At 71.6% G+C, this 23,346-nt stretch carries 26 protein-coding genes; 18 read left to right on the top strand and 8 right to left on the bottom strand.

Features of this window, described 5'->3' with window-relative positions; genetic code table 11:
• Nucleotides 1–44: 44 nt before the first annotated feature.
• The 5 genes from purU to M8542_RS21745 form a co-directional block, all read right to left on the bottom strand.
• Entirely contained in the window at nucleotides 45–911 is an 867-nt protein-coding gene (gene purU, locus M8542_RS21765; protein WP_257922040.1) for a formyltetrahydrofolate deformylase, read from the bottom strand.
• Nucleotides 912–934: 23 nt separating this feature from the next.
• On the bottom strand, nucleotides 935–1,504 hold the full coding sequence (locus M8542_RS21760) for a maleylpyruvate isomerase family mycothiol-dependent enzyme (protein WP_257922039.1): 570 nt from the start codon (nucleotides 1,502–1,504) through the stop codon (nucleotides 935–937).
• Nucleotides 1,401–2,102, bottom strand: a complete 702-nt coding sequence (locus tag M8542_RS21755; RefSeq protein WP_257922038.1) for a DedA family protein — start codon at nucleotides 2,100–2,102, stop codon at nucleotides 1,401–1,403. The genes M8542_RS21760 and M8542_RS21755 overlap by 104 nt, the downstream gene beginning before the upstream one ends.
• A 149-nt stretch (nucleotides 2,103–2,251) precedes the next feature.
• Complete coding sequence (locus M8542_RS21750) at nucleotides 2,252–3,052, bottom strand: class I SAM-dependent methyltransferase (RefSeq protein WP_257922037.1); 801 nt, start codon at nucleotides 3,050–3,052, stop codon at nucleotides 2,252–2,254.
• Nucleotides 3,031–3,537 carry a DUF2505 domain-containing protein gene (locus M8542_RS21745; protein ID WP_257922036.1) on the bottom strand — a complete coding sequence of 169 codons (507 nt, stop codon included), beginning with the start codon at nucleotides 3,535–3,537 and terminating at the stop codon, nucleotides 3,031–3,033. Before M8542_RS21745 ends, M8542_RS21750 begins: the two co-directional genes overlap by 22 nt.
• A 24-nt stretch (nucleotides 3,538–3,561) precedes the next feature.
• On the opposite strand from M8542_RS21745, the gene M8542_RS21740 reads away from it, so the two are divergent.
• The 7 genes from M8542_RS21740 to M8542_RS21710 all read left to right on the top strand — a co-directional run bounded on the left by M8542_RS21740 (nucleotide 3,562) and on the right by M8542_RS21710 (nucleotide 11,327).
• Entirely contained in the window at nucleotides 3,562–4,617 is a 1,056-nt protein-coding gene (locus M8542_RS21740; protein WP_257922035.1) for a UDP-N-acetylmuramate dehydrogenase, read from the top strand.
• A gap of 229 nt (nucleotides 4,618–4,846) precedes the next feature.
• Nucleotides 4,847–6,022, top strand: a complete 1,176-nt coding sequence (locus tag M8542_RS21735) for a L,D-transpeptidase (protein WP_257922034.1) — start codon at nucleotides 4,847–4,849, stop codon at nucleotides 6,020–6,022.
• Between the two features lie 3 nt (nucleotides 6,023–6,025).
• Complete coding sequence (locus M8542_RS21730) at nucleotides 6,026–6,841, top strand: alpha/beta fold hydrolase (protein WP_257922033.1); 816 nt, start codon at nucleotides 6,026–6,028, stop codon at nucleotides 6,839–6,841.
• 21 nt (nucleotides 6,842–6,862) lie between these two features.
• A complete protein-coding gene (gene mshA / locus M8542_RS21725; RefSeq protein WP_257922032.1) occupies nucleotides 6,863–8,167 on the top strand; it encodes a D-inositol-3-phosphate glycosyltransferase in 1,305 nt (434 codons plus the stop codon).
• A complete protein-coding gene (locus tag M8542_RS21720) occupies nucleotides 8,164–8,676 on the top strand; it encodes a type III secretion system chaperone family protein (RefSeq protein ID WP_257922031.1) in 513 nt (170 codons plus the stop codon). Before mshA ends, M8542_RS21720 begins: the two co-directional genes overlap by 4 nt.
• A gap of 77 nt (nucleotides 8,677–8,753) precedes the next feature.
• On the top strand, nucleotides 8,754–9,614 hold the full coding sequence (locus M8542_RS21715; RefSeq protein ID WP_257922030.1) for a DUF4349 domain-containing protein: 861 nt from the start codon (nucleotides 8,754–8,756) through the stop codon (nucleotides 9,612–9,614).
• A 963-nt stretch (nucleotides 9,615–10,577) separates the two neighbouring features.
• Nucleotides 10,578–11,327 carry a phosphoglyceromutase gene (locus M8542_RS21710; protein ID WP_257922029.1) on the top strand — a complete coding sequence of 250 codons (750 nt, stop codon included), beginning with the start codon at nucleotides 10,578–10,580 and terminating at the stop codon, nucleotides 11,325–11,327.
• Nucleotide 11,328: 1 nt separating this feature from the next.
• Here the strand turns inward: M8542_RS21710 and M8542_RS21705 are convergent, their stop codons facing one another.
• Nucleotides 11,329–12,207, bottom strand: coding sequence for a hypothetical protein (locus tag M8542_RS21705; RefSeq protein WP_257922028.1), 879 nt, complete (start codon nucleotides 12,205–12,207; stop codon nucleotides 11,329–11,331).
• Nucleotides 12,204–12,842: a helix-turn-helix domain-containing protein gene (locus M8542_RS21700; RefSeq protein WP_257922027.1), complete on the bottom strand. Its 639-nt coding sequence runs from the start codon at nucleotides 12,840–12,842 to the stop codon at nucleotides 12,204–12,206. Before M8542_RS21700 ends, M8542_RS21705 begins: the two co-directional genes overlap by 4 nt.
• A gap of 66 nt (nucleotides 12,843–12,908) precedes the next feature.
• Between M8542_RS21700 and M8542_RS21695 the strand changes: the two genes are divergently transcribed.
• The 8 genes from M8542_RS21695 (at nucleotide 12,909) to proC (ending at nucleotide 21,690) form a co-directional block, all read left to right on the top strand.
• Nucleotides 12,909–13,775: an oxidoreductase gene (locus M8542_RS21695; protein WP_257922026.1), complete on the top strand. Its 867-nt coding sequence runs from the start codon at nucleotides 12,909–12,911 to the stop codon at nucleotides 13,773–13,775.
• Between the two features lie 146 nt (nucleotides 13,776–13,921).
• Complete coding sequence (locus tag M8542_RS21690) at nucleotides 13,922–15,163, top strand: sensor histidine kinase (RefSeq protein ID WP_257922025.1); 1,242 nt, start codon at nucleotides 13,922–13,924, stop codon at nucleotides 15,161–15,163.
• Nucleotides 15,160–15,849: a response regulator gene (locus tag M8542_RS21685; protein WP_257922024.1), complete on the top strand. Its 690-nt coding sequence runs from the start codon at nucleotides 15,160–15,162 to the stop codon at nucleotides 15,847–15,849. The genes M8542_RS21690 and M8542_RS21685 overlap by 4 nt, the downstream gene beginning before the upstream one ends.
• 375 nt (nucleotides 15,850–16,224) lie before the next feature.
• Nucleotides 16,225–17,208, top strand: coding sequence for a Ppx/GppA phosphatase family protein (locus tag M8542_RS21680; protein WP_257922023.1), 984 nt, complete (start codon nucleotides 16,225–16,227; stop codon nucleotides 17,206–17,208).
• A 157-nt stretch (nucleotides 17,209–17,365) separates the two neighbouring features.
• Nucleotides 17,366–18,964 (top strand): Rv0497 family membrane protein, encoded by a 1,599-nt coding sequence (locus M8542_RS21675; protein WP_257922022.1) that lies wholly within the window; start codon nucleotides 17,366–17,368, stop codon nucleotides 18,962–18,964.
• 26 nt (nucleotides 18,965–18,990) lie between these two features.
• On the top strand, nucleotides 18,991–19,803 hold the full coding sequence (locus tag M8542_RS21670; RefSeq protein WP_257922021.1) for a sugar phosphate isomerase/epimerase family protein: 813 nt from the start codon (nucleotides 18,991–18,993) through the stop codon (nucleotides 19,801–19,803).
• 134 nt (nucleotides 19,804–19,937) lie between these two features.
• Complete coding sequence (locus M8542_RS21665; protein WP_257922020.1) at nucleotides 19,938–20,765, top strand: thioesterase family protein; 828 nt, start codon at nucleotides 19,938–19,940, stop codon at nucleotides 20,763–20,765.
• A gap of 115 nt (nucleotides 20,766–20,880) precedes the next feature.
• Nucleotides 20,881–21,690 carry a pyrroline-5-carboxylate reductase gene (gene proC / locus M8542_RS21660; RefSeq protein ID WP_257922019.1) on the top strand — a complete coding sequence of 270 codons (810 nt, stop codon included), beginning with the start codon at nucleotides 20,881–20,883 and terminating at the stop codon, nucleotides 21,688–21,690.
• Here the strand turns inward: proC and M8542_RS21655 are convergent.
• Nucleotides 21,678–22,004 (bottom strand): winged helix-turn-helix transcriptional regulator, encoded by a 327-nt coding sequence (locus tag M8542_RS21655; protein ID WP_257922018.1) that lies wholly within the window; start codon nucleotides 22,002–22,004, stop codon nucleotides 21,678–21,680. The genes proC and M8542_RS21655 overlap by 13 nt on opposite strands.
• Nucleotides 22,005–22,044: 40 nt before the next feature.
• Between M8542_RS21655 and M8542_RS21650 the strand changes: the two genes are divergently transcribed.
• The 3 genes from M8542_RS21650 (at nucleotide 22,045) to M8542_RS21640 (ending at nucleotide 23,260) form a co-directional block, all read left to right on the top strand.
• Complete coding sequence (locus tag M8542_RS21650; RefSeq protein ID WP_257922017.1) at nucleotides 22,045–22,605, top strand: carboxymuconolactone decarboxylase family protein; 561 nt, start codon at nucleotides 22,045–22,047, stop codon at nucleotides 22,603–22,605.
• A gap of 182 nt (nucleotides 22,606–22,787) precedes the next feature.
• On the top strand, nucleotides 22,788–23,003 hold the full coding sequence (locus tag M8542_RS21645) for a helix-turn-helix domain-containing protein (protein ID WP_013222402.1): 216 nt from the start codon (nucleotides 22,788–22,790) through the stop codon (nucleotides 23,001–23,003).
• Between the two features lie 155 nt (nucleotides 23,004–23,158).
• Nucleotides 23,159–23,260 carry a 30S ribosomal protein bS22 gene (locus tag M8542_RS21640; RefSeq protein WP_007030867.1) on the top strand — a complete coding sequence of 34 codons (102 nt, stop codon included), beginning with the start codon at nucleotides 23,159–23,161 and terminating at the stop codon, nucleotides 23,258–23,260.
• Nucleotides 23,261–23,346: the final 86 nt, after the last annotated feature.

Genomic DNA, 23,346 nt, shown 5'->3' with positions numbered 1-23,346 from the left:
GTGTTTAGGGTGGTTCTAACCGCCCTAAACACTCACGACCGGCGTCAGAACACCACTGTCCGGTTGCCGTGCACCAGCACGCGGTTCTCCAGGTGCCACCGGAGACCGCGGGCGAGGGTGACTTTCTCGATGTCGCGGCCCTTGCGGACCATGTCCTCGACCGAGTCGCCGTGGTCGACGCGGATGACGTCCTGGTCGATGATCGGGCCCGCGTCGAGGTCCGCCGTCACGTAGTGGCAGGTCGCGCCGACCAGCTTCACCCCGCGCGTGTGCGCCTGGTGGTACGGCTTCGCGCCGATGAACGACGGCAGGAAGCTGTGGTGGATGTTGATCGCGCGGCCCGCCCAGTCGCGGCACAGGTCCGCGGGCAGGATCTGCATGAACCGGGCCAGCACCACCGCGTGCGGGTCGTGCTCGTCGACCAGCTTCCGGACCTCCTCGAACGCGGCTTCCTTGCCACCGGTCGGGAACGGGACGTGGTGGAACGGGATGCCGTGCGCGCGGGTGATGTCCGCGAGCGACTCGTGGTTGCCGATCACCGCCGCGATGTCGACGTCGAGCTCGCCCGACGCGACGCGGCCGAGCAAGTCGTACAGGCAGTGCCCGGCCTTCGACACCAGCACGACCGCGCGGCGCCGCTCCCCGGTGTCGCTGACCTGCCAGCTCGACTCCGCCGACAGGTCCGCGGCCACCTCGCCGAACCGCGCGCGCAGCTCGGCGGCGTCGAACGGCAGCGAGTCGGCCCGGACGACCTGGCGGGTGAAGAACCAGCCCGTGTCCGGGTCGGTGTGGTAGGCCGCTTCGACGATCCAGCCGCCGTGTTCGGCGAGGAACCCGGAGATCCGGGCGATGATGCCGGTGCGGTCGGGGCAGCCGAAGGTGATGACGTAGCGGCGTTCGGGAGCGGTCACCACGGCATTGTCCCCCGCGCTGGTCAGACGGCCGGGAGCCGGTCCCCGCTGATCGCCGCCCGGTGCGGGCGGCCCCACACCGCCCGGTAGACGTCGTCGGCGTCGCCGGTCACCTCGGTCCCCGGGGTGCCGACCGTCCACGTCCGCTCCGGCGTCGTGATCCGCACGCCGATGGCGAAGCCGCGACGCGGGACGACGAAGGTCAGGAACTCGTCGATGCCGTCGTTGGCGAACTCGGGGGAGAAGCGGGTCTCCGGCGGGTGGGGCAGGGCGGATTCGGCGTCGAGGCGGTGGATTGCCGTCTCGTGGGCCATCCGGCGGGTCCACGGTGTGTCCGGATTGCGCGTCAGTGCTTCGCGCAGGGCCAGGCGCCGGCCGTCCCACCACCCGAGGACGTCTTCCCACTCCGGCGGCGGCTCGGGGCGTGGCGGCCGGCCCATCGCCAGGCTGGTGATGGTGTCGTGGACGAGCGCGATGTGCGACACCAGGTCATGGACAGTCCACTTCGGACAGTTCGGGACCGGTCTCGTCGGACCGGCGCTCAGCGCCGCCCGCTTCAGCGCGTCCGCGTGGATGTCGATCGCTTCGAGCATGGATCGACCGTAGCCGCCGGCCGGCCTCGATCGCGAAGACCAGGCCCAGGCCGAGGCTGAAGGACAGCAGCAGGCCCTTCACCGGCTCGTCGGCGAACGCGGCGCCGCCGGCCAGGCCGATCAGGACGCTGTACACCGCCCAGATCGCCGCGCCGGCGAGGTCGAGGGGCACGAACCGGCGCAGGGGATAACCGAGGCTGCCGTTCGCGAGCGCGCTGGCCACGCGGCCGCCGGGCAGGTACCGCGCGGCGATGATCAGCAGGCCGCCGTGGTGCCGCACCTGGTCGCGCGCCCATTCGTAGCGCCGCGGCCCGTCCGCGCCCCGCTGCAGCCACGCGACCGCCCGCGGCCCGGCCGACCGCCCGACGGCGTACCCGAGGCAGTCACCGGCCCAGGCCCCACCGGCCGCGACGGCGGCGAGCAGCGCGAGCTGCGCGGGATCGGGCCCGAGCAGCACGGCGACGGTGACGACGGTCGTCTCACTCGGCATGAACGGCAGCAGCGCGTCCAACCCGGACACGGCGAAGACGAGCACCCACAGCCACGGCGAGCCCACGGCGTCGCGCAGCAGGTCGGTGACGTGCGCCAGCAGTTCCACGGCTCAATGGTGATCACCCCAGGTCACTTCGAGGTGACGCAGCGGGGGTGCACCGATGAACAAGCGCCCCAATGTGGCCTTGGTTGCGTCTGACGCACCCAAGGCGGCCTTCGGTGCGTCAGACGCACCGAAGGCCACATTGGGGCGAATTAGGCCGGAGCGACCGAAGTCCAGGGGACCGTCAGCTCGCCGAGCCGCACTCGCGACGGGGGGCCCAGCACCGGCCAGCCCCGCGCGGCCAGCAGCCGGACCGTCTCCAGCCAGCGCGACCGCACCCCGAACGCCTGGTGCGGGGCCGCCGTCGCCCAGCAGACGTCCAACGCCGACAGCAGCGCGTGCACCCGCTCGCCCGGGACGTTCCGGTGGATCAACGCCTTCGGCAGCCGCTCCGCGATCGTCGACGGGCGGTCCAGCCCGGCCAGCCGCATCGAGAGCGTCAGCGAAACCGGCCCGGACGAAGAGACCAGGACCCACGTCGACAGCCGGCCGATCTCGTCGCACGTGCCCTCGACCAGCAGGCCGCCCGGGGCCATCGAGTCCAGCATCAACGTCCACGCGCCCGGGACCTCGTCCTCCGCGTACTGCCGCAGCACGTTGAACGCCCGGACCAGCACCGGCCGCGTGCCGGCCAGCTCGAAACCACCCCGGCGGAAGTCGAGCGAAGGCGGCGACGCGGCGGGCAACGCAGCCGCCACGCGCACGGGGTCCAGCTCCAGGCCCAGCACCCGGACGTCCGGCCGGACGCGGCGGACCCAGCGGGCCAGCTCGACCGTGGTCACCGGGGACGCGCCGTAGCCGAGGTCGACGACCAGCGGTGCGGCGGCCGTGCGCAGCAGCCGGGACGTGCGCGGGGAAGCGGCGATCCACCGGTCGACCCGGCGGAGGCGGTTCGGGTTGGTCGTGCCGCGGGTCGGCGCGCCGACCGGGCTCAGGCGGCCCCGGCCAGCCACTTCGCGGTGAATTCGGCTTCGCGCTCCAGCAGCTTCGTGACCTGCTCGGCGATCACGGCCTCCAGCTTCCCGCCGAACAGCGGGATCCGGACGGTCACCTCGCCGCTGATCCGCAGCACCGTCTTGTCGCCGTTGGCCAGCAGCGCCGTGCGCGCGGTGATCTCGCCCGGGACGCCGCCGACCTCGACGGTCGCGTCGCCCTGCCGGCCGGTGCCGTCCTTGCTCACCCGCCAGGTCTGCGTGCGGGTCACCAGCAGGTCGCCCTTGTGCAGCGTCCGCACCGCCTGCGGCAGCTTGTCCGCGCTGATCCCCTGCCGCAGCTCGTACCGCAGGTCCGTGCCGGACTCCTCGTACGACAGCAGCGCCGCGCCGTGCCCGCCGAGCTGCTCCAGCCGCGCGCGCAACGCGTCCTCACCGGCTACCGCCGCGTACGTCGCGGCGACGTCGGCGAAGAACTCAGCACGGTGCTCGATCCGGGAACCCATGAGCCGGACAGTACCGTCAGACGCGTGAACTCCGCCCGAACTCCCGCACTCCCGAAGCTCGCCGCGTACACCACGCTGCGCCTCGGCGGCCCCGCCCGCCGGTTCGTCAGCGCCGTGACCAGCGAAGACATCGTCGCGGCGGTCCGCGAGGCGGACACGGCGGGCGAGCCGGTGCTGCTGCTCGGCGGCGGCTCCAACCTGGTGGTCGGCGACGCGGGGTTCGACGGCACGCTCGTCGAGGTGGCGAACACCGGCTGGCGCCGCGAGGGCGACGTCGTCGAGGTGGAAGCCGGCCAGAACTGGGACGGTTTCGTCGCCGGCCTGGTCGAAGCGGGCCTGGGCGGGCTCGAATGCCTCTCCGGCATCCCCGGCAGCGTCGGCGCGACGCCGATCCAGAACGTCGGCGCGTACGGCTGCGAAGTGGCGGAGTCCCTGGTCAGCCTCGACCTCTACGACCGCCGGACGCGCGAAGTGCGCACGCTGAAGGCCGACGAACTCGGCTTCGCCTACCGCACCAGCGTCCTGAAGGGCACCGACACCGGGGTGGTGCTCTCGGTCCGCTTCACGGTCCGCGAAGACGGCCTGTCCGCACCCATCCGTTACGCCGAGCTGGCGCGCACGCTCGGCGTCGAGATCGGCGCCCGCGTCCCGGCCGCCGACGCGCGCGAAGCCGTGCTGAAGCTGCGTCGCGGCAAGGGCATGGTGCTCGACCCGGACGACCACGACACGTGGAGCGCGGGCTCGTTCTTCACCAACCCGATCGTCCCCTCCGCCGAGGCCGAAGGGGTGCTGGCGCGGATCGCCGAGAGCGTCGGGGCCGACGCGCCGCAGTACCCGGCCGACGGCGGCGTGAAGCTGTCCGCGGCCTGGCTGATCGAGCGCGCCGGCTTCGCCAAGGGGTACCCCGGGCCGGGGAACCGCGTCTCGCTGTCGACGAAGCACACGCTCGCCCTGACCAACCGCGGCGACGCGACGACCGAGGACCTGTTGTCGCTGGCCCGCGAGGTCCGCGACGGCGTTTTCCAGCGTTTCGGCGTCCGGCTGCACCCCGAGCCGCTCTTGATCAACTGCCACATTTGAGCCGAACCGGGCAACCTGGACGTGTGTAGGACGTCTTTGTCGACAAAGGCGCTCGCCACCTGATCGGTTGGTCTTTACCTTTCAGGCGGTAACGTCGGACGGGCCACCAGCGCTAAGGGCGTGGACCCGCTGGTCGGTGGGGGTCACATTGCTTTGGGGGGTCCGGGGGGGCGAAGCCCCACGGTGCGGGGTGCGGGGGCTCGGCCCCCGCAAGACACGGGAGGTTTCGGTGATCGAACGGCGCACGGTCTTCAAGGCCGCACTCGCGGCGGGGGCCGCCCTGGTCGCCGCGGCGTGTTCGAGCACGAACGACGGCACCGCGCTGCCCACCGGCGCCGCGGGCGCCGACGGCGAGAGCGCGCAGCCCGTGGCGAAGATCACGGCCGAGCCCGCCGTCAACGCCAAGGACGCGCCGGTCCTCAAGCCCGTCACCGTCAAGGTCGCCGAGGGCAAGCTCACCGAGTGCAAGGTGACCGCCGACGGCGGCAAGGCCGTCAAGGGCGACACCGCGCCGGACGGCCTCACCTGGACCAGCTCCGAGCCGCTCGGCTACGGCAAGACCTACACCTACGCGGCCAAGGCCACCGGCGCCGACGGCAAGCCGGTCGAGCTCACCGGCAGCTTCACCACGATCAGCCCGGCCAAGCAGGTCCGCGCCACGCTCAACCCGGCCGACAACGCCCAGGTCGGCGTGGCCATGCCGATCAGCGTCAAGTTCCAGTCGCCGGTCAAGGACCGCGCGGCCGTCGAGAAGGCGCTGTCGGTGAAGACGGACAAGGACGTCGAAGGCGCGTGGGGCTGGCTGTCCGACAGCCAGGTCGACTACCGGCCGAAGGAGTACTGGCCGCAGAACATCACCGTGAGCGTCGAGGCGAAGCTCTACGGCGTCGAGCTCGGCGGCGGCGCGTACGGCAAGGCCGACGTCACCACGAAGTTCAAGATCGGCCGCAACCAGGTCGTCAAGATCAGCACGCCCGAGCACCAGATGCACGTGTACCGCGGCGGCTCGCAGGTCAAGAGCTACCCGTGCGCGAACGGGCTGGACGCCGAGGTCGACCGCAACACCCCGAACGGCACGTACATCGTCATGAGCAAGGAGCCGTCGGCGATCTTCGACAACGCCCGCTACGGCTACACCAACGTCAACAAGAAGTGGGCCTGCCGCTTCTCCAACCACGGCGAGTTCATCCACGAGAACCAGGACAACGCGGCCAACATCGGGAAGACCAACAACTCCCACGGTTGCGTCAACCTGCTCGAGGCCGACGCCAAGGACTACTTCGACTCCGCGCTGGTCGGCGACCCGGTCGAGATCACCGGCTCCAAGCTCGGCGCGCCGATGGCCTCCGACGTCAAGGACTGGAACTACAGCTGGTCCGCCTGGAAAGGGCTGGGTGCGAAGTAACCCGTGCGCACCGAAGTCGTCGGGCACGGCGGGGTCCGGCTCGGCCTGCGGGTCGAAGGCGCCGAGCACAGCCGGCCGATCGTGTTCGTGCACGGCTGGGCGCAGTCGTCCGCGTGCTGGGCGGCGCAGCTCGCCGACCCCGCGCTGACCGAGCGGTTCCGCCTGGTCGCGATGGACCTGCGCGGCCACGGCGCGTCCGACGTCCCGGTGTCGGGCTACGACGACCCGGTCGCCTGGGCCGGGGACCTCGCCGCGGTGCTGGACTTCGCCGGGCCGGACGCGATCGTCGTCGCCTGGTCCTACGGCGGCCTGGTGCTCGCCGACCACGTCCGGGTGCACGGCACCGCACGCCTGCGCGGCGCCGTGCTCGTCGGCGCCATCACCGAAATCGGCCGTGACCGCCCGGGCGGGCGCGTCGGCCCGCTGATGCGCGAGCACATGCGTGCGATGCTTTCGGACGATCCGGGCACCGCGGTCCCGGCGCTCACCGCGTTCAGCCGCGAGATGGTCACCCGTCCGGTGCCCGGAACGCAGGCCCAGGCCCTGCTCGGAGCGTCGTTGAGCGTGCCGCCGGCGGTCCGCGCGGCGCTGTTCCGCCGGGACGTCGGCAGCGAAGACGTGCTGGCCGCGATCGACAAGCCGGTCCTCGTCGTGCACGGCACGGCCGACCCCGTGATCGAGCCCTCGGCGGCCGAACACGCCATCGGGAAGATTCCGGGGGCGGTCGGGCGTTGGTTTGCTGAAGGGGGCCACGCGCCCTTCGCCGAGTCCGCGGACGAGTTCGACGCGGTGCTGCGGCAGTTCGCCGAGGAATGCTGACGTAACGCGGGAGACGACCAGGTGACCAGCTCCATCCGGGGGTTCCGTGCTGCGCCGCGCCGGGTCGCGGTGCTGTCCGTGCACACCTCGCCTTTAGAGCAGCCAGGGACCGGCGACGCCGGCGGGATGAACGTGTACATCAGCCAGACGGCGATCGAGATGGCCCGCCGCGGTGTCGAGGTCGAGGTGTTCACCCGCGCGACGGCGTCCGACCAGCCGCCGGTGGCGGAACTCGCGCCGGGGGTGACCGTCCGGCATGTGCAGGCGGGCCCGTTCGAGCCGCTCAGCCGCGACGAGCTGCCCGCCCAGCTGTGCGCGTTCACCTCCGGGGTGCTGCGCACCGAGGCCTTCCACGAGCCGGGCCACTACGACCTCATCCATTCGCACTACTGGCTCTCCGGTCAGGTCGGCTGGCTCGCCCGCGACCGCTGGTCGGTGCCGCTGGTGCACACCGCGCACACCCTCGCCAAGGTGAAGAACGCCGCGCTCGCCGAAGGCGACAAGCCGGAGCCGCGCACCCGCGTCATCGGCGAGGAGCAGGTGGTGGCCGAGGCCGACCGGCTCGTCGCCAACACCGCCGTCGAAGCCCGCCAGCTCGTCGACCTCTACGACGCCGAGCCGCACGCCGTGCACGCCGTGCCGCCCGGCGTCGACCTCGAACGCTTCACTCCGGGCCCGCAGGGTCTCGCGCGGGCCGAGCTGGGCCTGGCCGACGACGACGTCGTGCTCGCCTTCGCCGGCCGCATCCAGCCGCTGAAGGCACCCGACGTGCTGCTGTACGCGGCCGAGGCCCTGCTGCGCCGCCGGCCCGAGCTCGCCTCGCGGCTGGTCGTGCTGGTCGTCGGCGGGCCGTCCGGCACCGGGCTCGAGCAGCCGCAGGCCCTGCGCGAACTGGCCGTTTCGCTCGGCATCGAGCAGCAGGTCCGGTTCCTGCCGCCGCAGCCGGGCGAAGCGCTCGCCCGCGTTTTCCGCGCCGCCGACGTCGTCGCGGTGCCCAGCTACAACGAGTCGTTCGGGCTCGTGGCGCTCGAAGCGCAGGCCTGCGGCACTCCGGTGGTCGCCGCCGAGGTCGGCGGGCTGCCGGTGGCGGTGCCGCACGGCGTGTCCGGGCTGCTGGTGCCGGGGCACGGCGCCGAGGAGTGGGCGGACGCGCTGGCCGCGGTCGCGCTGCGCCCCGACCGGCGCGCCGAGCTCGGCACGAACGCGATCGTGCACGCACGGCGGTTCTCCTGGCGTCGCACGACGGACGCGCTGCTGGAGATCTATGCTCAGGCCACCAGCGCGTTCCGGAGTGCGCTGGAGGTGCGAGCGGAGGTGGCGGTGTGAGCCTGGACGAACTGCTTCAGTCTACTTTGGACTCAGCGGAGCTGAAGTACGACAAACGTGGTCCGGGCAAGTACTTCGTCACGCTGCCGGGCACGAAGAAGCTGCAGACGAACGCCTGGCTCGTCGATGGCGACCACGCGTTCTCCGTGGAGGCCTTCGTCTGCCGCCGCCCCGACGAGTCCCATGAGGACGTTTACCGGTTCCTGTTGCAGCGCAACGCGAATCTCTACGGCGTGCACTACACAGTGGACAGTCTCGGCGACATCTACCTGGTCGGCCGGTTCGGCAAGGACACCATCACCGCCGACGAGCTCGACAAGGTCCTCGGCCAGGTCCTGGAGGCCGCCGACGGCGACTTCAACACGCTGCTGGAGATCGGCTTCGCGACGTCGATCAAGCGCGAGTGGGACTGGCGCGTCTCCCGCGGCGAGTCGCTGGCCAACCTGCAGGCGTTCAAGCACCTCGTGGCGCCCGAGAAGCCGCACGAACCGGGCTTGACCGAGTCGTGACCCGGGCCGTGCAACGGCCCTGAACCGGACATCCGTCTCACTGCCAGTCGAACTTTTGAACTGGACGGAGATTCAGGATGCGGACTCGATGGAGAGCGGTGCTGGCCGGCGCGGTGGCGGTTTTCGCGCTGGCCGGGTGTTCGGCGGGGGAGAACGCGACTTCCACTTCTGCGGACAGCGCGGGATCGGGGCGCGTGCCTGCGGCGCCGCAGCAGGGGAAGCCCGAGTCGAAGGTGACGGCGCCGCAGGCCGGTGCCACCGATCGGAAGCTTTCGCGCAGTGCCCGGCTGGAGCTGACCGCTACCAAGGTGGTCGATGTCGTTGCCCAGGCTCGCGGGGTTGCGTTGGGGGCCGGGGGTTATACGGGGCAGGAGAGCACGTCCGATGACTCCGCGACGCTTTCGCTCGCCGTGCCTTCGGACAAGCTCGATCCGGTTTTGGATCAGCTTTCGCATCTTGGTTCTTCGCTGGTCAAGCGGGAACTGAGCACTCAGGACGTTACTGAGCAGGTTGTCGATGTCGAGGCTCGGTTGACTACTCAGCGGAAGTCTGTCGAGCGGATTCGGGCTCTGCTTTCGCAGGCTACTTCTGTTTCGGACATCACTTCCATCGAGGCCGAGCTGACTACGCGTGAGTCCGCTTTGGAGTCGCTTGAGCAGCAGCGGAACTCTTTGGCCGGGAGTGTTGCCATGGCGACCGTTGCCATGAGTATTCGGAGTGTTGCTGCTCCTCCGCCGCCTTCTGAGGACCACAGTGGGTTTCTGGGTGGGCTGGCTGGGGGTTGGGATGCGTTCTTGACCTTTGGTGGGGGTTTGCTGACTGTGCTGGGGGCTGTTGCGCCGTTCCTGCTCATCGTTGGGCCGTTGGGGTTTGTGGCTTGGTGGCTTAACCGGCGGCGTCGTCTTGCTAAGCCTGAGCCGGCCTCGGGCCAGGTCTGAGTTTCCCGCTCCTCGTCCTCGATTGTTCAACACCGGAGACCCGGCCTCAAGGGCGCCTTCGGCGTCGCTTCGCGATTCGCTTCGCGAACCCTTGACCCCGGGTCTCCGGTGCTGACTGCGGCTGGGACGAGGGGCGGGGGAGGGCTAGGGCGGGGCTGGGGTTGGGGTGGTGCGGAGCCGGAGCCGGAGCCGGGGCTGGGGCCGGAGCCGGAGCCGGGGCGGGGGAGGTCTAGGGCGGGGCTGGGGTTGGGTGGTGCGGAGCCGGAGCCGGAGCTGGGGCCGGAGCCGGAGCCGGGGCGGGGGAGGTCTAGGGCCGGGCTGAAGCTGGGGTCGCGCGGAGCCGGGCTGGGGCCGGAGTGGGGACCGGGCCGGGCCTGAGCCGGAGCGGGGCAGGCCTGGGCTTGAGCCGGAGCCGGGCAGCGGCGGGCTTGGGCTGGAGTGGGAGCGGAGCCGGAGCGGGGCGGGCTTGGGTCTGGGCCGGAGCCGGGCAGGGGCGGGCTTGGGCCGGTGTGGGGCGGGCTTGGGCCGGAGCCAGCGCTTAGCGGGGCAGGCGGGACGGCTCGAGGGAGGGGGGAGTCGCGATCTCGAGCCGCCCCGCTGAAGTTCCCGCCGATCAGGACCCGGTGACGAGGGGGATGCCAACGGGGCCGGCGGGCCGCGGCTCGGCAGGGGGGAGACGAGCCGCGGTCAAAGCCCGAAACCGGCCGGGGAGTGCGTGGAATCCGGCCGCTCGGGACGTAGTCAACCTGTCAGATCTCGACCTGTAATCACAAGACTACTCACTAGTCCGTTCGAGTGAATTTACCGGTCAGCGATAACAGTGTGCAGTCCGTTGCCCGGATTTTGCGCGTTGTTGGCGTTCGGACTTGTCTGAGGGTGAGGTGTTACTTCGCAGTAACACACTCTGCGTAGGACACGAGGTCACCGGTCGATCGAGTGGTCCGGTCTGGCAGGCTGGAGCGCATGGCTGAACTCGGGACGTTGGTGCTGCTCCGCCACGGGCAGAGCACGTGGAACGCGGAAAACCTGTTCACCGGCTGGGTGGACGTGCCGCTGTCGGAACAGGGCGAGGCCGAAGCCCGCCAGGGTGGCCGGCTGCTGGCCGACGCCGGGCTGCTGCCCGATGTGCTGCACACCTCGCTGCTGCGGCGCGCGATCGCCACCGCGAACATCGCGCTGGACGCCGCCGACCGGCACTGGATCCCCGTCAAGCGCGACTGGCGGCTCAACGAGCGCCACTACGGCGCGCTGCAGGGCAAGGACAAGAAGCAGACCCTGGCCGAGTTCGGCGAGGAGCAGTTCATGCTCTGGCGCCGCTCCTACGACACCCCGCCGCCCGCGATCGACCCCGGCGACAAGTGGAGCCAGGCCGGCGACGCCCGGTACGCGAACCTCGGTGACCAGGCGCCGCTGACCGAGTGCCTCAAGGACGTCGTCGCGCGGCTTCTGCCCTACTGGGAGTCCGCGATCGTGCCCGACCTGCGTGCCGGCAAGACCGTGCTCGTCGCCGCGCACGGCAACTCGCTGCGCGCGCTCGTCAAGCACCTCGACGGCATCTCCGACGCCGACATCGCCGGCCTCAACATCCCCACCGGCATCCCGCTGCGCTACGACCTCGGCGACGACCTCAAGCCGCTGAAGCCGGGCGGCGAGTACCTCGACCCCGCCGCCGCCAAGGAAGCCGCCGCCGCGGTCGCCAACCAGGGCCGCTGACTCACTCCGCGGTGACCGTGCGCACCGCGGTCACCTTCCAGCCGGTCCCTGCCCGGACGAGGTCCAGCTCGACCGTGTAGGGCCGGCTGGTGGCCTGGCCCGCCGCGTCGGTCACCTTCAGCGTCGTGAAGAACAACACGCTCGCGGTGCCGCCCGTCAACGCCGTCGCCCCGGCCATCGGGTCCGGGCCGAGGGCGACCTTCGTGCCGCTCTTGCGGATCGCCTCGACGTAGGTGGCCTTCTTCGCGCGGTAGTCGCTCAGCAGCGGGTCCGCCGCGATCGCTTCGGCCCGGGTGTAGGAACCCTCGGGATCGGCGCTGTCCGTCGTGAAGAGCGCGTTGGCCACCTGGCGCGCGCCCGCCAGCGCGGAGTCGCGCAGCCCGGCCGGGGTGCCGTCGTCCGGGTGCGGCGCCGGCGGCGGCTGCGCCGGGTTGACGGCGATGTCCGACAGCCGCCAGTGCCCGCCCTCCTGAAGCGCCGTGAGCGCGACCGTGGCCAGGCCTTTCGTGGTCCCGCTGGTCTGGTCCAGCACGGCCAGCTCCCGGACCCGGCCGCCGGCCAGCTCCAGGGGTGCGTCCCGCAGCACCCGGGTGGTCAGGCGCACCGGCTGCGGGCTCTTCCTGACCTGGTCGAACAACGTCGTCAGCTGGCCTTTCGCCGCTCCCGTGACGTTCGCCGCGACCGCCTGGTCGAACGCCGCCGGGTTCGCCGAGTCGTAGCTGAACACCGCCTCGGCCGCCGTCCTGACCCCCGCCAGCGCCGCCGCCGTGCCGGGCCCGTTGACCAGCGCTAGGTTGCCGGTCAGCGGCGTCGCCGTGCCCGAGACGGCCGACGAGCACGCCGACGTCGTCAAGACCAGCGCGAGCAGCGCCCGCTTCACAGGAGTCCGGCTTCGCGGGCCCTCGCGCCGGCCTGGAACCGCGACGAGGCGCCGAGGATCTCCATCAGCTCGGCCACCCGCCGCCGGTAGGTGCGCAGGCCGACGCCGAGGGCGCGGGCCGCCGTCTCGTCCTTGCAGCCCGACGCGAGCTGCTCGAGGATCTCCCGCGCGCCCAGCTCCGTGAACCGCGCCTGGTAGGACTCGAGGTCGGTGCCGCCCGCCCAGGCCGCCTCGAACAGCGACTGGATGCCCTGGACCAGCTCCGGGCTGCTGACGACCGTGTAGCTCCGGACACCGCCGACGTGGTCGCCCGCCACGATCGCGATCCGGCGGTCCAGCAGGATCGTCTCGTTGACCTCGCGCTCGGTGATCCGGACGTGCGCGCCGTGGTCCGCCATGAACCGCAGGTGCTCGGCGATCGCCGGGTCGAGCAGGACACCCGGCTGGTACATCTTGCGCACGGTCATCCCCTGCAGCGACTGCTCCCGCTCGGGCGTGGTCGGCTGCGCCACCGACCAGGTGTGCAGGTCACGGGCCGCGCACGAGATCTCCGTCGCGACCGCGAACAGGTGCTTCGTGCGCTCGAACAGCTCGGCCTCGCCGCGCACCACGACGACGTCACTGACTCTCTCCACGTATTCCAGTTTGGCAGCAAAGTGCCATTCCCGGCGGCTCCCGGGCCAGGTCGGAAGGCTGGAGCCATGACCACCACCCTTCCCGCCGCCGCGGCGGGCACCTGGAAGCTCGGCTCCTTCGAAGTCAACCGGCTCGGCTTCGGCGCGATGCGCCTGATGTCCGCTTCGGACGGCGGCGTCCGCGACCGCGAGACGTCGATCGCCGTGCTCCGCCGCGCCGTCGAGCTCGGCGTCAACCACATCGACACCGCCGTCTTCTACTTCGCCGGCCCGCGGTCGGCGAACGAGCTGATCAACAGCGCGCTGGCGCCCTACGACGACCTGACGATCACCACCAAGGTCGGCCCGGGCCGCGACTTCACCGGCGCGTTCTACACCGCCCGGCCGGACCAGCTGCGGGCCCAGGTCGAGGAGAACCTGCGCGAGCTGGGCCTCGACCACCTCGACGTCGCCAACTACCGGATCGGCGAAGGCCTCGACCGCGGGGAAGGCTCACTCGCCGACGGCTTCGGCGCCCTCGCCGAGCTGCGCGAAGAGGGTCTCATCCGCGAGCTGGGCATCTCCAACGTCGCGCCGCACCACCTCACCGAGGCGCTCGAGATCGCCCCGGTCGTCTGCGTGCAGAACCAGTACGGCCTCACCGCGCGCCGGGAGGACGACGAAATCGTCCGGATGTGCGCCGAACGCGGCATCGCCTTCGTGCCGTTCTTCGCCGTCGCGAGCGGCCAGGGCGCGGACGCCCGCGTCGCCGAGGTCGCCCGCCGGCACGACGCCACCCCGGCGCAGGTGCGCCTCGCGTGGACTCTCCACCAGGGCCCGCACGTGCTCGCCATCCCGGGCACCGGCGACCTCGCGCACCTCGAGCAGAACGTCGCCGCGGCGGCGCTGTCGCTCACCGAGGACGATCTCGCGACGCTCGACGCGAACGGGTGAAATCACCCGGAATGTCTCGCCGCGGAATCGATCGGGTGAACGCCGGCTGAAGCACCGGCGAACATGTCCTCCCCAGGTGTCGCGGTGCTCACGACAAGGCGGACAACGCTAGGCCGAAGGGCCACTTCTCAGCTTACGATCGGCCTGTGACCACGCCTGTTTCACTCGCACTGGCCATCGGCGCACTGGTGGCCGGTGCGGTGGTCGGCTACTTCGTCGCGCGGGGCCGGACCCGGCGCGAGGAAGCCCGGCCGCCGGGCCCGACCGTCGCCGAGCTCCTCGAACGGCTGGTGCGCTCGTCGGCCAACGGCGTCGTCGTGCTCAACAAGTTCGGCGACCTCGTCCTGCACAACCCGCGCGCGTACGAGCTGGGCCTGGTGAAGGTCAACCAGCCCGACCCGCGGGCCCGCAAGGCCGCCGAGCAGGTCGTCGAGACCGACGAGCCGTTGGAGATCGACCTTTCGCCGCTCGAAGCGCGCGGCCGCCAGCCGGAGGCGGTGCTCGGCCAGGTCCGGCCGCTCGGCGACGGCTTCACCGTCGTCGAGGCGATCGACCACTCCGAGGCCATCCGGCTGGAGGCCGTCCGCCGCGACTTCGTCGCCAACGTCAGCCACGAGCTCAAGACCCCGGTCGGCGCGATCGCGCTGCTCACCGAGGCCGTGCTCGACGCCGCCGAGGACGTCGAGGAGGTCCGCCGCTTCGGCGGCAAGATCCTGCGCGAGTCCACCCGGCTCGGCCAGCTCGTCACCGAGCTGATCGCGCTCTCGCGGCTGCAGGGCGCCGAGCGGCTGCCGGACCTCAACGTCGTCGAGGTCGACGCCGTCGTCCGCGAGGCGCTCGGCCGGACCACGCTCTCGGCCGAGTCCGCCGAGATCACCATCACCACCGACGCGGCCAGCGGGCTGCTCATCGAGGGCGACCGCACGCTGCTGGTCACCGCGCTGTCGAACCTGCTGGAGAACGCCGTCGCGTACTCGCCGGCGGGCAGCCCGGTGTCCATCTCGCGCCGGCTCGCCGACGGCATGGTCGAGGTCGCCGTCACCGACCGCGGCATCGGCATCGCCGAGGACGAGCAGCAGCGCGTCTTCGAACGCTTCTACCGCGCCGACAAGGCCCGCTCGCGCGCCACCGGCGGCACCGGGCTGGGCCTGGCGATCGTCAAGCACGTCGCGGCCAACCACGGCGGCTCGGTCGGGCTGTGGAGCCGGCCCGGCACCGGGTCGACGTTCACCCTGCGCATCCCCGCGCACGTGCGCCCGGAGCCGGCGACCGAGCCCGCCCGGGCCGCCAAGACCTCGCCGGCACCGCGGCAGGAGAAGACCCCCGAGCGCACCCCCAAGCTCGTGGTTACCGGGCAGGACAGCCCAGATCATGGAGGAAACCTGTGACCAGGGTTCTCATCGTCGAGGACGAGGAGTCGTTCGCCGACCCCCTCGCCTTCCTGCTGCGCAAGGAAGGGTTCACCGCGGCCGTCGCCGGCACCGGCCAGGCCGCGCTGGAGGAGTTCGACCGCAACGGCGCCGACATCGTGCTGCTCGACCTGATGCTGCCCGGGATGAGCGGCACCGACGTGTGCAAGCAGCTGCGTCAGCGCTCGGCCGTGCCCGTCATCATGGTGACCGCGCGTGACAGCGAGATCGACAAGGTCGTCGGGCTGGAGCTCGGCGCGGACGACTACGTCACCAAGCCGTACTCGGCGCGGGAGCTGATCGCGCGGGTGCGGGCCGTGCTCCGGCGTGGTGGTGAGCCGGGCACGGATGGCGAGCTGGCGCCGCTGGTGCTTTCGGCCGGGCCCGTTCGGATGGACGTCGAGCGGCACGTCGTGACCGTGGACGGCGGTGAGGTGTCGCTGCCGCTCAAGGAGTTCGATCTGCTCGAGTACCTGCTGCGCAACGTCGGGCGGGTGCTTACTCGTGGGCAGCTGATCGATCGGGTCTGGGGTGCTGACTATGTCGGCGACACCAAGACTTTGGACGTTCACGTGAAGCGGCTGCGGTCCAAGATCGAGCCTGATCCTGGGTCTCCTCGGCATCTCGTCACCGTTCGGGGGCTGGGGTACAAGTTCGAGACGTGAGGTCTTTGTCCGGTCGCTGGAAAAGCGTCCTCGCCGGACGGGCAGGCTCCGGGATGACCTTGGCTCTGCTGTTGGCTCGCCTTCGCGTGTGGGTCGCTGGTGGTCATCCCGTCGCCTGAACGAGGCCTATCACTTTGAGCCAGGCCCGCAAGCTTGCGTACTCGGGTTGCCGTTGGTCCTGTGGTTGCGGGCCTGGCTCAAAGTGATTTTGTGGCCTCAGGCGACGGGATGACCACCCGCTGCTTTTTCGGGGGTCTTGGTGTCCCTTTTGTGCTGTTCGCTTCGGTGCTCGTAGGCGCGCCGGGGCGGTATCGCACCGAGTGTTGTTGGTTACATGTTCGAGACCTGACGCTTGGGCCGGTACGCTGGACCCCCGTGCGCCTAGGGGTACTCGACGTCGGTTCCAACACCGTCCACCTGCTCGTGGTCGACGCCCACCGTGGCGCCCACCCGACGCCGATGCATTCCGAGAAGTCCGTGCTGCGGCTGGCCGAGCAGCTGACCCCCGGTGGGGAGCTCAGCAAGGCCGGCGCCGACGATCTCGTCACCGCCGTCGAATCGGCCAAGGACGCCGCCGCTCGGCTCGGGTGCGAAGAGGTCATGGCCTTCGCCACCTCCGCCGTCCGCGAAGCCAAGAACTCGGCGAAAGTGCTGGCCCGTGTGGCCGACCGGACCGGCGTCGACCTGCAGGTCCTTTCCGGCACCGACGAAGCGCGGCTCACCTTCCTCGCCGTCCGCCGGTGGTACGGCTGGTCGGCCGGGCAGCTGCTCGTGCTCGACATCGGCGGCGGCTCGCTCGAGATCGCGATGGGCCGCGACGAAGAGCCCGTCCTGGCCGAGTCGCTGCCGCTGGGCGCCGGCCGGACCACGCGCACCCGCTTCAAGCACGACCCGCCGACGCGCTCCGAGCTCGTCGCGACGTCGGCCTGGCTCGACGACCAGCTCACCGAGCTCGCCCGGAAGGTCACCAAATGGGGTGAACCCGATCGGGTCGTCGCCACGTCGAAGACCTTCCGCTCGCTGGCCCGGCTGACCGGCGCCGCCCCCTCGGCGGCCGGCCCGCGCGTGCGACGTACGCTCACGGACACCGCGTTGCGCCAGCTCCTGGCCTTCATCTCGCGGATGCCGTCGGCCGACCTCGCCCAGCTCGAGGGCGTCAGCTCGAGCCGGGCGCACCAGCTGGTGGCCGGCGCGCTCGTCGCGCAGGCCACGATGCGGGCGCTCGGATTGCCGGAACTCGAGATCTGCCCGTGGGCTCTGCGAGAAGGTGTCATCCTGCGGCGGCTGGACCATTCCAACGGCGCGGATGAAACTGGGGCGGCCCTCGTGGCGCGCTTCGGCGCACAGGAGGACCGGTGAAAGCACGCGGCTGGACTTCGCACACGGATGACGGGCACGGTGAAGAGGTGACGGACATGCAGAAGACGGCGTACAGCGCGCGCTGCGCCGCCGGGATGCCGTCGGGTACCTCTTCGCGAGGTGCCGAGGAACCGGAGCGCGCAGGGGAATACCAGGTATGACGGACCAGACCGGAGGCGACCAGCCGCAGAAGACCGTGGCTGAGCTGCTCGCCCAGCACGGCGCCCAGGCCGAAGGCGGCGGACGCCGTCGTCGCCGGCGTGCGGCCGAGGACGACGACGAGCCGGGCACCCCCGAGGCCCCTCCGGGCGCGACCGGCTCCCACCGGCGCCCTGGCGTGAGCGACACCGGCCCGCAGGCGATCATCGACCGGGTCGCGGGTGAAGGCACCCCGCCGCCGCCGAACCGGCCCGCCGGCCGCCGCCGGGCCGAGCCGCCGCCTCCGCCGCCACCCGCGCCCCGCGCGGTCCCGCAGGACTCCCAGCCGCTGCCGCGGCCGGTGCCGCCGCCCCCGGCGCGGCCCGCCCCCGGTGGTGCCGAGTCCGGCCAGTACCCGCGGCCGCAGGAATCGGGCCAGTACGCCCGGCCGCCTCAGGAGTCCGGGCAGTTCAACCGCCCGCAGGAGTCGGCGCAGCTGCCGGTGCCGCCGCGCGCGCCCCGGCGCCAGCCGCCGCCACCGCAACCTTCCCAGCAGCTGCCGACGCCGCCCCAGCCGTCGCAGCAGCTGCCGACCCCGCCGGCCGCCGAGGAGACCCGTGGGGCCGTCCCGCCGGTGCCGCCGCGCGCGCCCCGGCGGCAGCCGCCGCCACCGCCGCAGCCGTCGCAACAGCTGCCGACGCCCCCGCCGCCCGCGGGTCCGCTGTCGGCCCGCCTCGACGGGCTCAACGGCACCCCGGACGCCGACGTCGACGGGCCGCCGGGCCCGATGGTCAGCGGGACGTTCGCGCCCCCGCCGGCCGCGCCCGGCCGCCCGCGCCGCACGCCTGGCCGTCGTCCGCAGCCTCAGCAGGAGGCCTACACCGAGCAGTTCGACGCGGTCGCCGGCGAGCGGCCGCCGCTGCCCAAGGCCGAGGTGCCGGAGCCGTCGTCGCCCGCCGGGCTCGCCAACTGGCGCAAGCGCCGCCAGAAGGAGCAGATGGAGGACACCGAGATCGGCGTGATGCCGGTGGTGCCCACCGAGACCCCGGACGACGGCTACCCCGACGACGACTTCGAGCCCGAGGGCAGCGGCTACCAGCAGGCGCCGGCCTACGACGCGGGCCCGCCGACGGGCGCGTACCCGCCGCCGATGCCGTTCGCGCCCGGCGACCGCGCCGCGCGCACGCCGATCCCGGACGACCTCGAGCCCTACGAGCGCGAGTTCGCCGACGGCTACCCGGCCGACGGCCCGGACTTCGAGCAGGACGACTACGGCTACGAGCAGGGCGAAGGCTACGAGGACGACGAGTACGACGACGCCCCCGAGCCGATCGCCGAGCCGGAGCCGGCGGCCTCGCCCGGCAAGCAGTGGCTGGCGCTGGCCGGCCAGCTGGCGCTGGGTGTCGTCGGCGGCGCGGCCGTGTGGCTCGGCTTCAACTGGCTGTGGGTGAACATCCCGGCGGCCGCGCTGGTCGCGGCGCTGCTGGTGGTCGTCGCGCTGGTCTGGATCGTGCGGAAGATCCGCCGCGCGGAGGACCTGCAGACGACGGTGCTCGCGGTGCTGGTCGGCCTGGTGGTCACGGTGTCCCCGGCGGCACTGCTGCTCGTCGGCCGCTGACCGCACACGTTCGGTGACGGGGCAGGATGGCGCCCGTGACAGACGAGAAGCCGGTGCCGGTCGGGCTCAGCACGGCGTCGGTGTGGCCGCTCAAAGCCGGCTCGGCCTTCGAGCTGGCCGCCGAGCTCGGCTACGACGGCGTCGAGGTGATGGTCTGGGCCGACGCCGTCAGCCAGGACGTCAGCGCGCTGCGGCGGTGGTCGCGGCGGACCGGCGTGCCCGTGCTGTCCATCCACTCGCCGTCACTGCTGATCACCCAGCGGATCTGGTCACCGGACCCGGTCGTGCGGCTGCGGATGTCCGTCGAAGCCGCCCAGGAGCTCGGCGCGCGGACCGTCGTCGTGCACCCGCCGTTCCGCTGGCAGCGACGCTACGGCGACGCGTTCGGTGATCTCGTCGACGAGCTGGAGGAGTCCAGCGGCATCGAAATCGCCGTCGAGAACATGTTCAAGGTCCGCCCGCCCGGCGGTTCGCGGAATTCCCGGGTGTCGGCGTTCCGGCCGTCGATCGACCCGACGGACGTCGGTTTCCGGCACTACACGCTCGACCTGTCCCACACAGCGGCAGCCCGGATGGACGCGCTGGCGCTGGCGGAGCGGATGGGCGAAGGCCTCTCGCACGTCCACCTGGCCGACGGCACCGGCGTCCCGAAGGACGAACACCTGGTGCCCGGCCGCGGTGGCCAGCCGTGCGCCGAACTGCTCGAGAAGCTGCTGAGCAGCGGTTTCGGCGGGCAGATCGTGCTCGAGATCAACACGCGCCACGCCGTCACCGCGGCCCAGCGGATCCGCGATCTGGCGGAGGCATTGTTGTTCGCGCGATTCCACCTCGGCCAGTAATTGCGCACGTTCGGACAGGACACGACTACTCCCGGGTCCATTTACCGGCCACGAACACGTAAAGTTCCGACTGTGAACCCGTCGCGCTGGTTGATCGTCACCTCTCCGAATTCCTCCATTGGTACGGCGCGTTCGTGAGCGGAACGGACGGCACCGCCGCGTCCTTCGACACGGCGAGTGCGGCGCGGTCGCTGGGGGACGGCACCTTCACCGCGGTGCTGCGTGCGGAATGGGCCATCGGCTCGCACCCGCACGGGGGTTTCCTGCTGGCCCTGCTGGCCAAGGCGGCGATCGCCGCCCTGCACGAACGCGGTGAGCCGCACGCCGAGCCCCTGGTCATCAGCGCGGAGTTCCTGCACGCGCCGGCGCTGGGGCCGGTGCTGCTGCGCACGGACGTCCGCAAGGTCGGCCGCCGCGCGACGGTCGTCGAGGTCCGGCTGGAGCAGCGCGGCCGCAGCTGCGTCGAGGCCCGGGTGACGACGGGCCGGCTGCCGATGCGCCGCCCGGAGTGGACGGACGTGCCGTCGATGCCGGCCGAGCCCCCGCCGGGCGCGATCGCCATGGCCGAGAGCACGGAAGGGCCGTTCAACCTGGCGAAGGGCTGCGAGGTCCGCCTCGACCCGGCGACCGCGGGCTACCTGGCCGGGCGCACCGGCGAGCCGCCCCGGATGCGGCTGTGGGTCCGGCCCCGCCAGGGCCTGGTGGACCCGTACTTCGCGCTGCTGGCGTCCGACGTGAACCCGCCGGTGGTGATGAACCTGGGCCGCATCGGCTGGGCGCCGACGGTCCAGCTGACCGCTCTGCTGCGCACCCGCCCGGCCCCTGGTTGGCTGCGCGTGGTGGTGGAGTCCCGGTCGGTGCATGAGTCGTGGTTCGACTCGGACGCCACGGTGGTGGACGCGCAGGGGCGGCTGGTGTGCCAGGCCCGGCAGCTCGGGCTCGCCCCGGCACCGGGCGGCTGAGGACATGGTTGGCTGTCGTGAGTGTTTAGGAGGGTTAGAACCCTCCTAAACACTCACGACCACTGCGGCAGGGGTGGCACTGGGGGCCTGAGGCGCGTTTGGCACGCTCTACGCCATGACGGTCATCGCGGTGCTGGGTGCGGGAAAGATCGGCGAGGCGTTGCTCTCGGGGCTGCTGCACGGCGGCCACCAGCCGGGCGACCTGCTCTTCACCGAGCGGTACCCGGCGCGCGTCGAGGAGCTCACCGCGCGCTACGGGATCCGCGGCGTCGAGGTCGAAGAGGCCGCCAAGCAGGCCGATGTCCTCGTCGTCGCCGTGAAGCCGCAGGACATCGACCCGGTGCTCGAAGAGCTCGCGCCGCTGCTCGGGCCGTCGTCGCTGGTCGTGTCGCTGTGCGCGGGGCTGCCGACCTCGCTCTACGAGCGGCGGCTGGCCGAGGGCGTGCCCGTCGTGCGGGTCATGCCGAACACGCCGATGCTGGTCAACGAGGCCATGAGCGCCATCTCCGCCGGTCGCTGGGCCTCCGCCGGCCACCTCGACGTCGTGCGTGACCTGCTCTCGCACGTCGGCAAGGTCGTCGAGGTGCCCGAAGGCCAGCAGGACGCCGTCACCGCCCTCTCCGGCTCGGGACCGGCGTACTTCTTCTTCCTGGTCGAGGCCATGATCGACGCTGGGATCCTGCTCGGCCTCCCGCGGGCGCTGGCGGGGCAGCTGATCATCCAGTCGGCCGTCGGCGCGGCGAAGATGCTCGCCGAATCCGAAGAGCACCCCGTGCTGCTGCGCGAGGCCGTGACGTCGCCGGCCGGGACGACCATCAACGCCATCCGCGAGCTGGAGAAGCACGGCGTCCGGGCGGCGCTGCTCGACGCGATCGAGGCGGCGAAGGACCGCTCCGAGGCGCTGGGCAAGGCTCACGAAGGCTGACGCGGCCGCCAGCCGTTCGCCCAGGTGTCCAGCTCGACGAGCGTCGTGAACAGCGACCTGCCCTGCTCGGTGAGCGTGTAGCCGTCGGCGTGGTCGACGAGGTCCGCGTCGCCCAGCTCACGCAGCCGGGTGGTCAGGACGCTCGACGAGACGCCGTCGCAGCGCTGCTGCAGCTCACGGAACGTCGGCTTCGCGTCGTCGCGCAGCTCCCAGAGGATCCGCAGCGCCCAGCGCCGGCCGAGCAGGTCGAGCAGGGCCATGACCGGACGGCCGGTCGTCGACCCGCGGACGGGACGGCCGGGTAGTGGTGTCATCGTGCTTTCCTTTCCGAAGCGCCGATGCTAGCGTCCCGCCATGCCTCTGAAATCGAAGCAGGCGCGGATCGCGCCCCTCGAGCCGCCGTTCGACGCCGAAACCACGGCCGCGCTCGGGCAGCTCGGCCCACCCATCCAGCTGTTTCGTGTCTGGGCGAGGCGGCCCGAACTCGCGAAGGGGATCTCGGGCTGGGGCCGGTACTACTTCTCGCGGGACTCGGCACTCACCGTCCGGCAGCGTGAGCTGGTCATCCACCGGACGACCGCCCGCTGCGGCGCCGACTACGAGTGGGGCGTCCACGTCGCCACCTTCGCGGCGAAGGCGGGCTTCGACGAGCCGCAGCTCCGGTCGCTGGCCACCGGCAGCCCGGCGGACGCCTGCTGGGACGCGGCCGACCGCGCGGTGCTCACGGCCGTCGACGAGCTGCACGCCACGAGTGACCTCGGTGACGGGACCTGGGCGGACCTGGTGGCCGCGGCCGGCGAGGACGGCGCCCTCGACCTGCTGCTGGTCTGTGGCTGGTACCACGCCATCTCGTTCACCGTCCGGGCGCTGCGACTGCCTCTCGAACCGGGCACCACGGGCCCGAATTCGCCGTAATGGGCGATTACGGCGGTCTTGCACGCGCGGGTGGCTGTGCGTTAGCGCTGGTAGGGGCCCATCTCGGTGACAGGCGTCGCATTAGTCCCACCAGTCCCGCTACTCTCGATAGAGCACGTGCGTGTCGATACCACAGGTGGGGAAGCCTCGTGGCGCGACACGTGTCGAAGGACGCGGTAAACATGTCGCCGAACAAGAAGGAGGATCTGCCGGCAGTCGGGCAGGTCCAGTTCCTGACGGTCGCCGAGGTGGCCACGCTGATGCGGGTCTCCAAGATGACCGTCTACCGTCTCGTGCACTCAGGTGAGCTGCCCGCCGTCAGGGTCGGGAAGTCCTTCCGGGTGCCGGAAAAAGCAGTGCACGAGTACCTCCAGGGCGCTTACTACGACGTGGGTTGAGCCACGCCGCGGCCGGCGGCACGTCGCCTTACGACGTGCCCGCCGACCGGCCCGCGCCGGGTGACGGGTAACCTGGAAAACCGCTCGTGCCTGTGCGCTCCACCCGTTGGACGCTGCGCCGGGCAGCGTGACCGACGACGACCTAAGGAGCGCCCATGGGCTCTGTGATCAAGAAGCGCCGCAAGCGCATGTCGAAGAAGAAGCACCGCAAGCTGCTGCGCCGTACGCGCGTCCAGCGTCGTAAGGCCGGCAAGTAAGTCTGCTTGCCTGAGCGTGACCGTGGCCCGTCCAGTCTCTGGACGGGCCACGTCCATGTGGTGGGCCGCTTCCCCCCGTTCGAGTG

The organism is Amycolatopsis iheyensis (assembly GCF_024703995.1).
Taxonomy (GTDB): Bacteria; Actinomycetota; Actinomycetes; order Mycobacteriales; family Pseudonocardiaceae; genus Amycolatopsis; species Amycolatopsis iheyensis.
The sequence above is the reverse complement of the archived record's forward strand: the minus strand, read 5'-3'. Positions and strand labels throughout refer to the sequence as shown.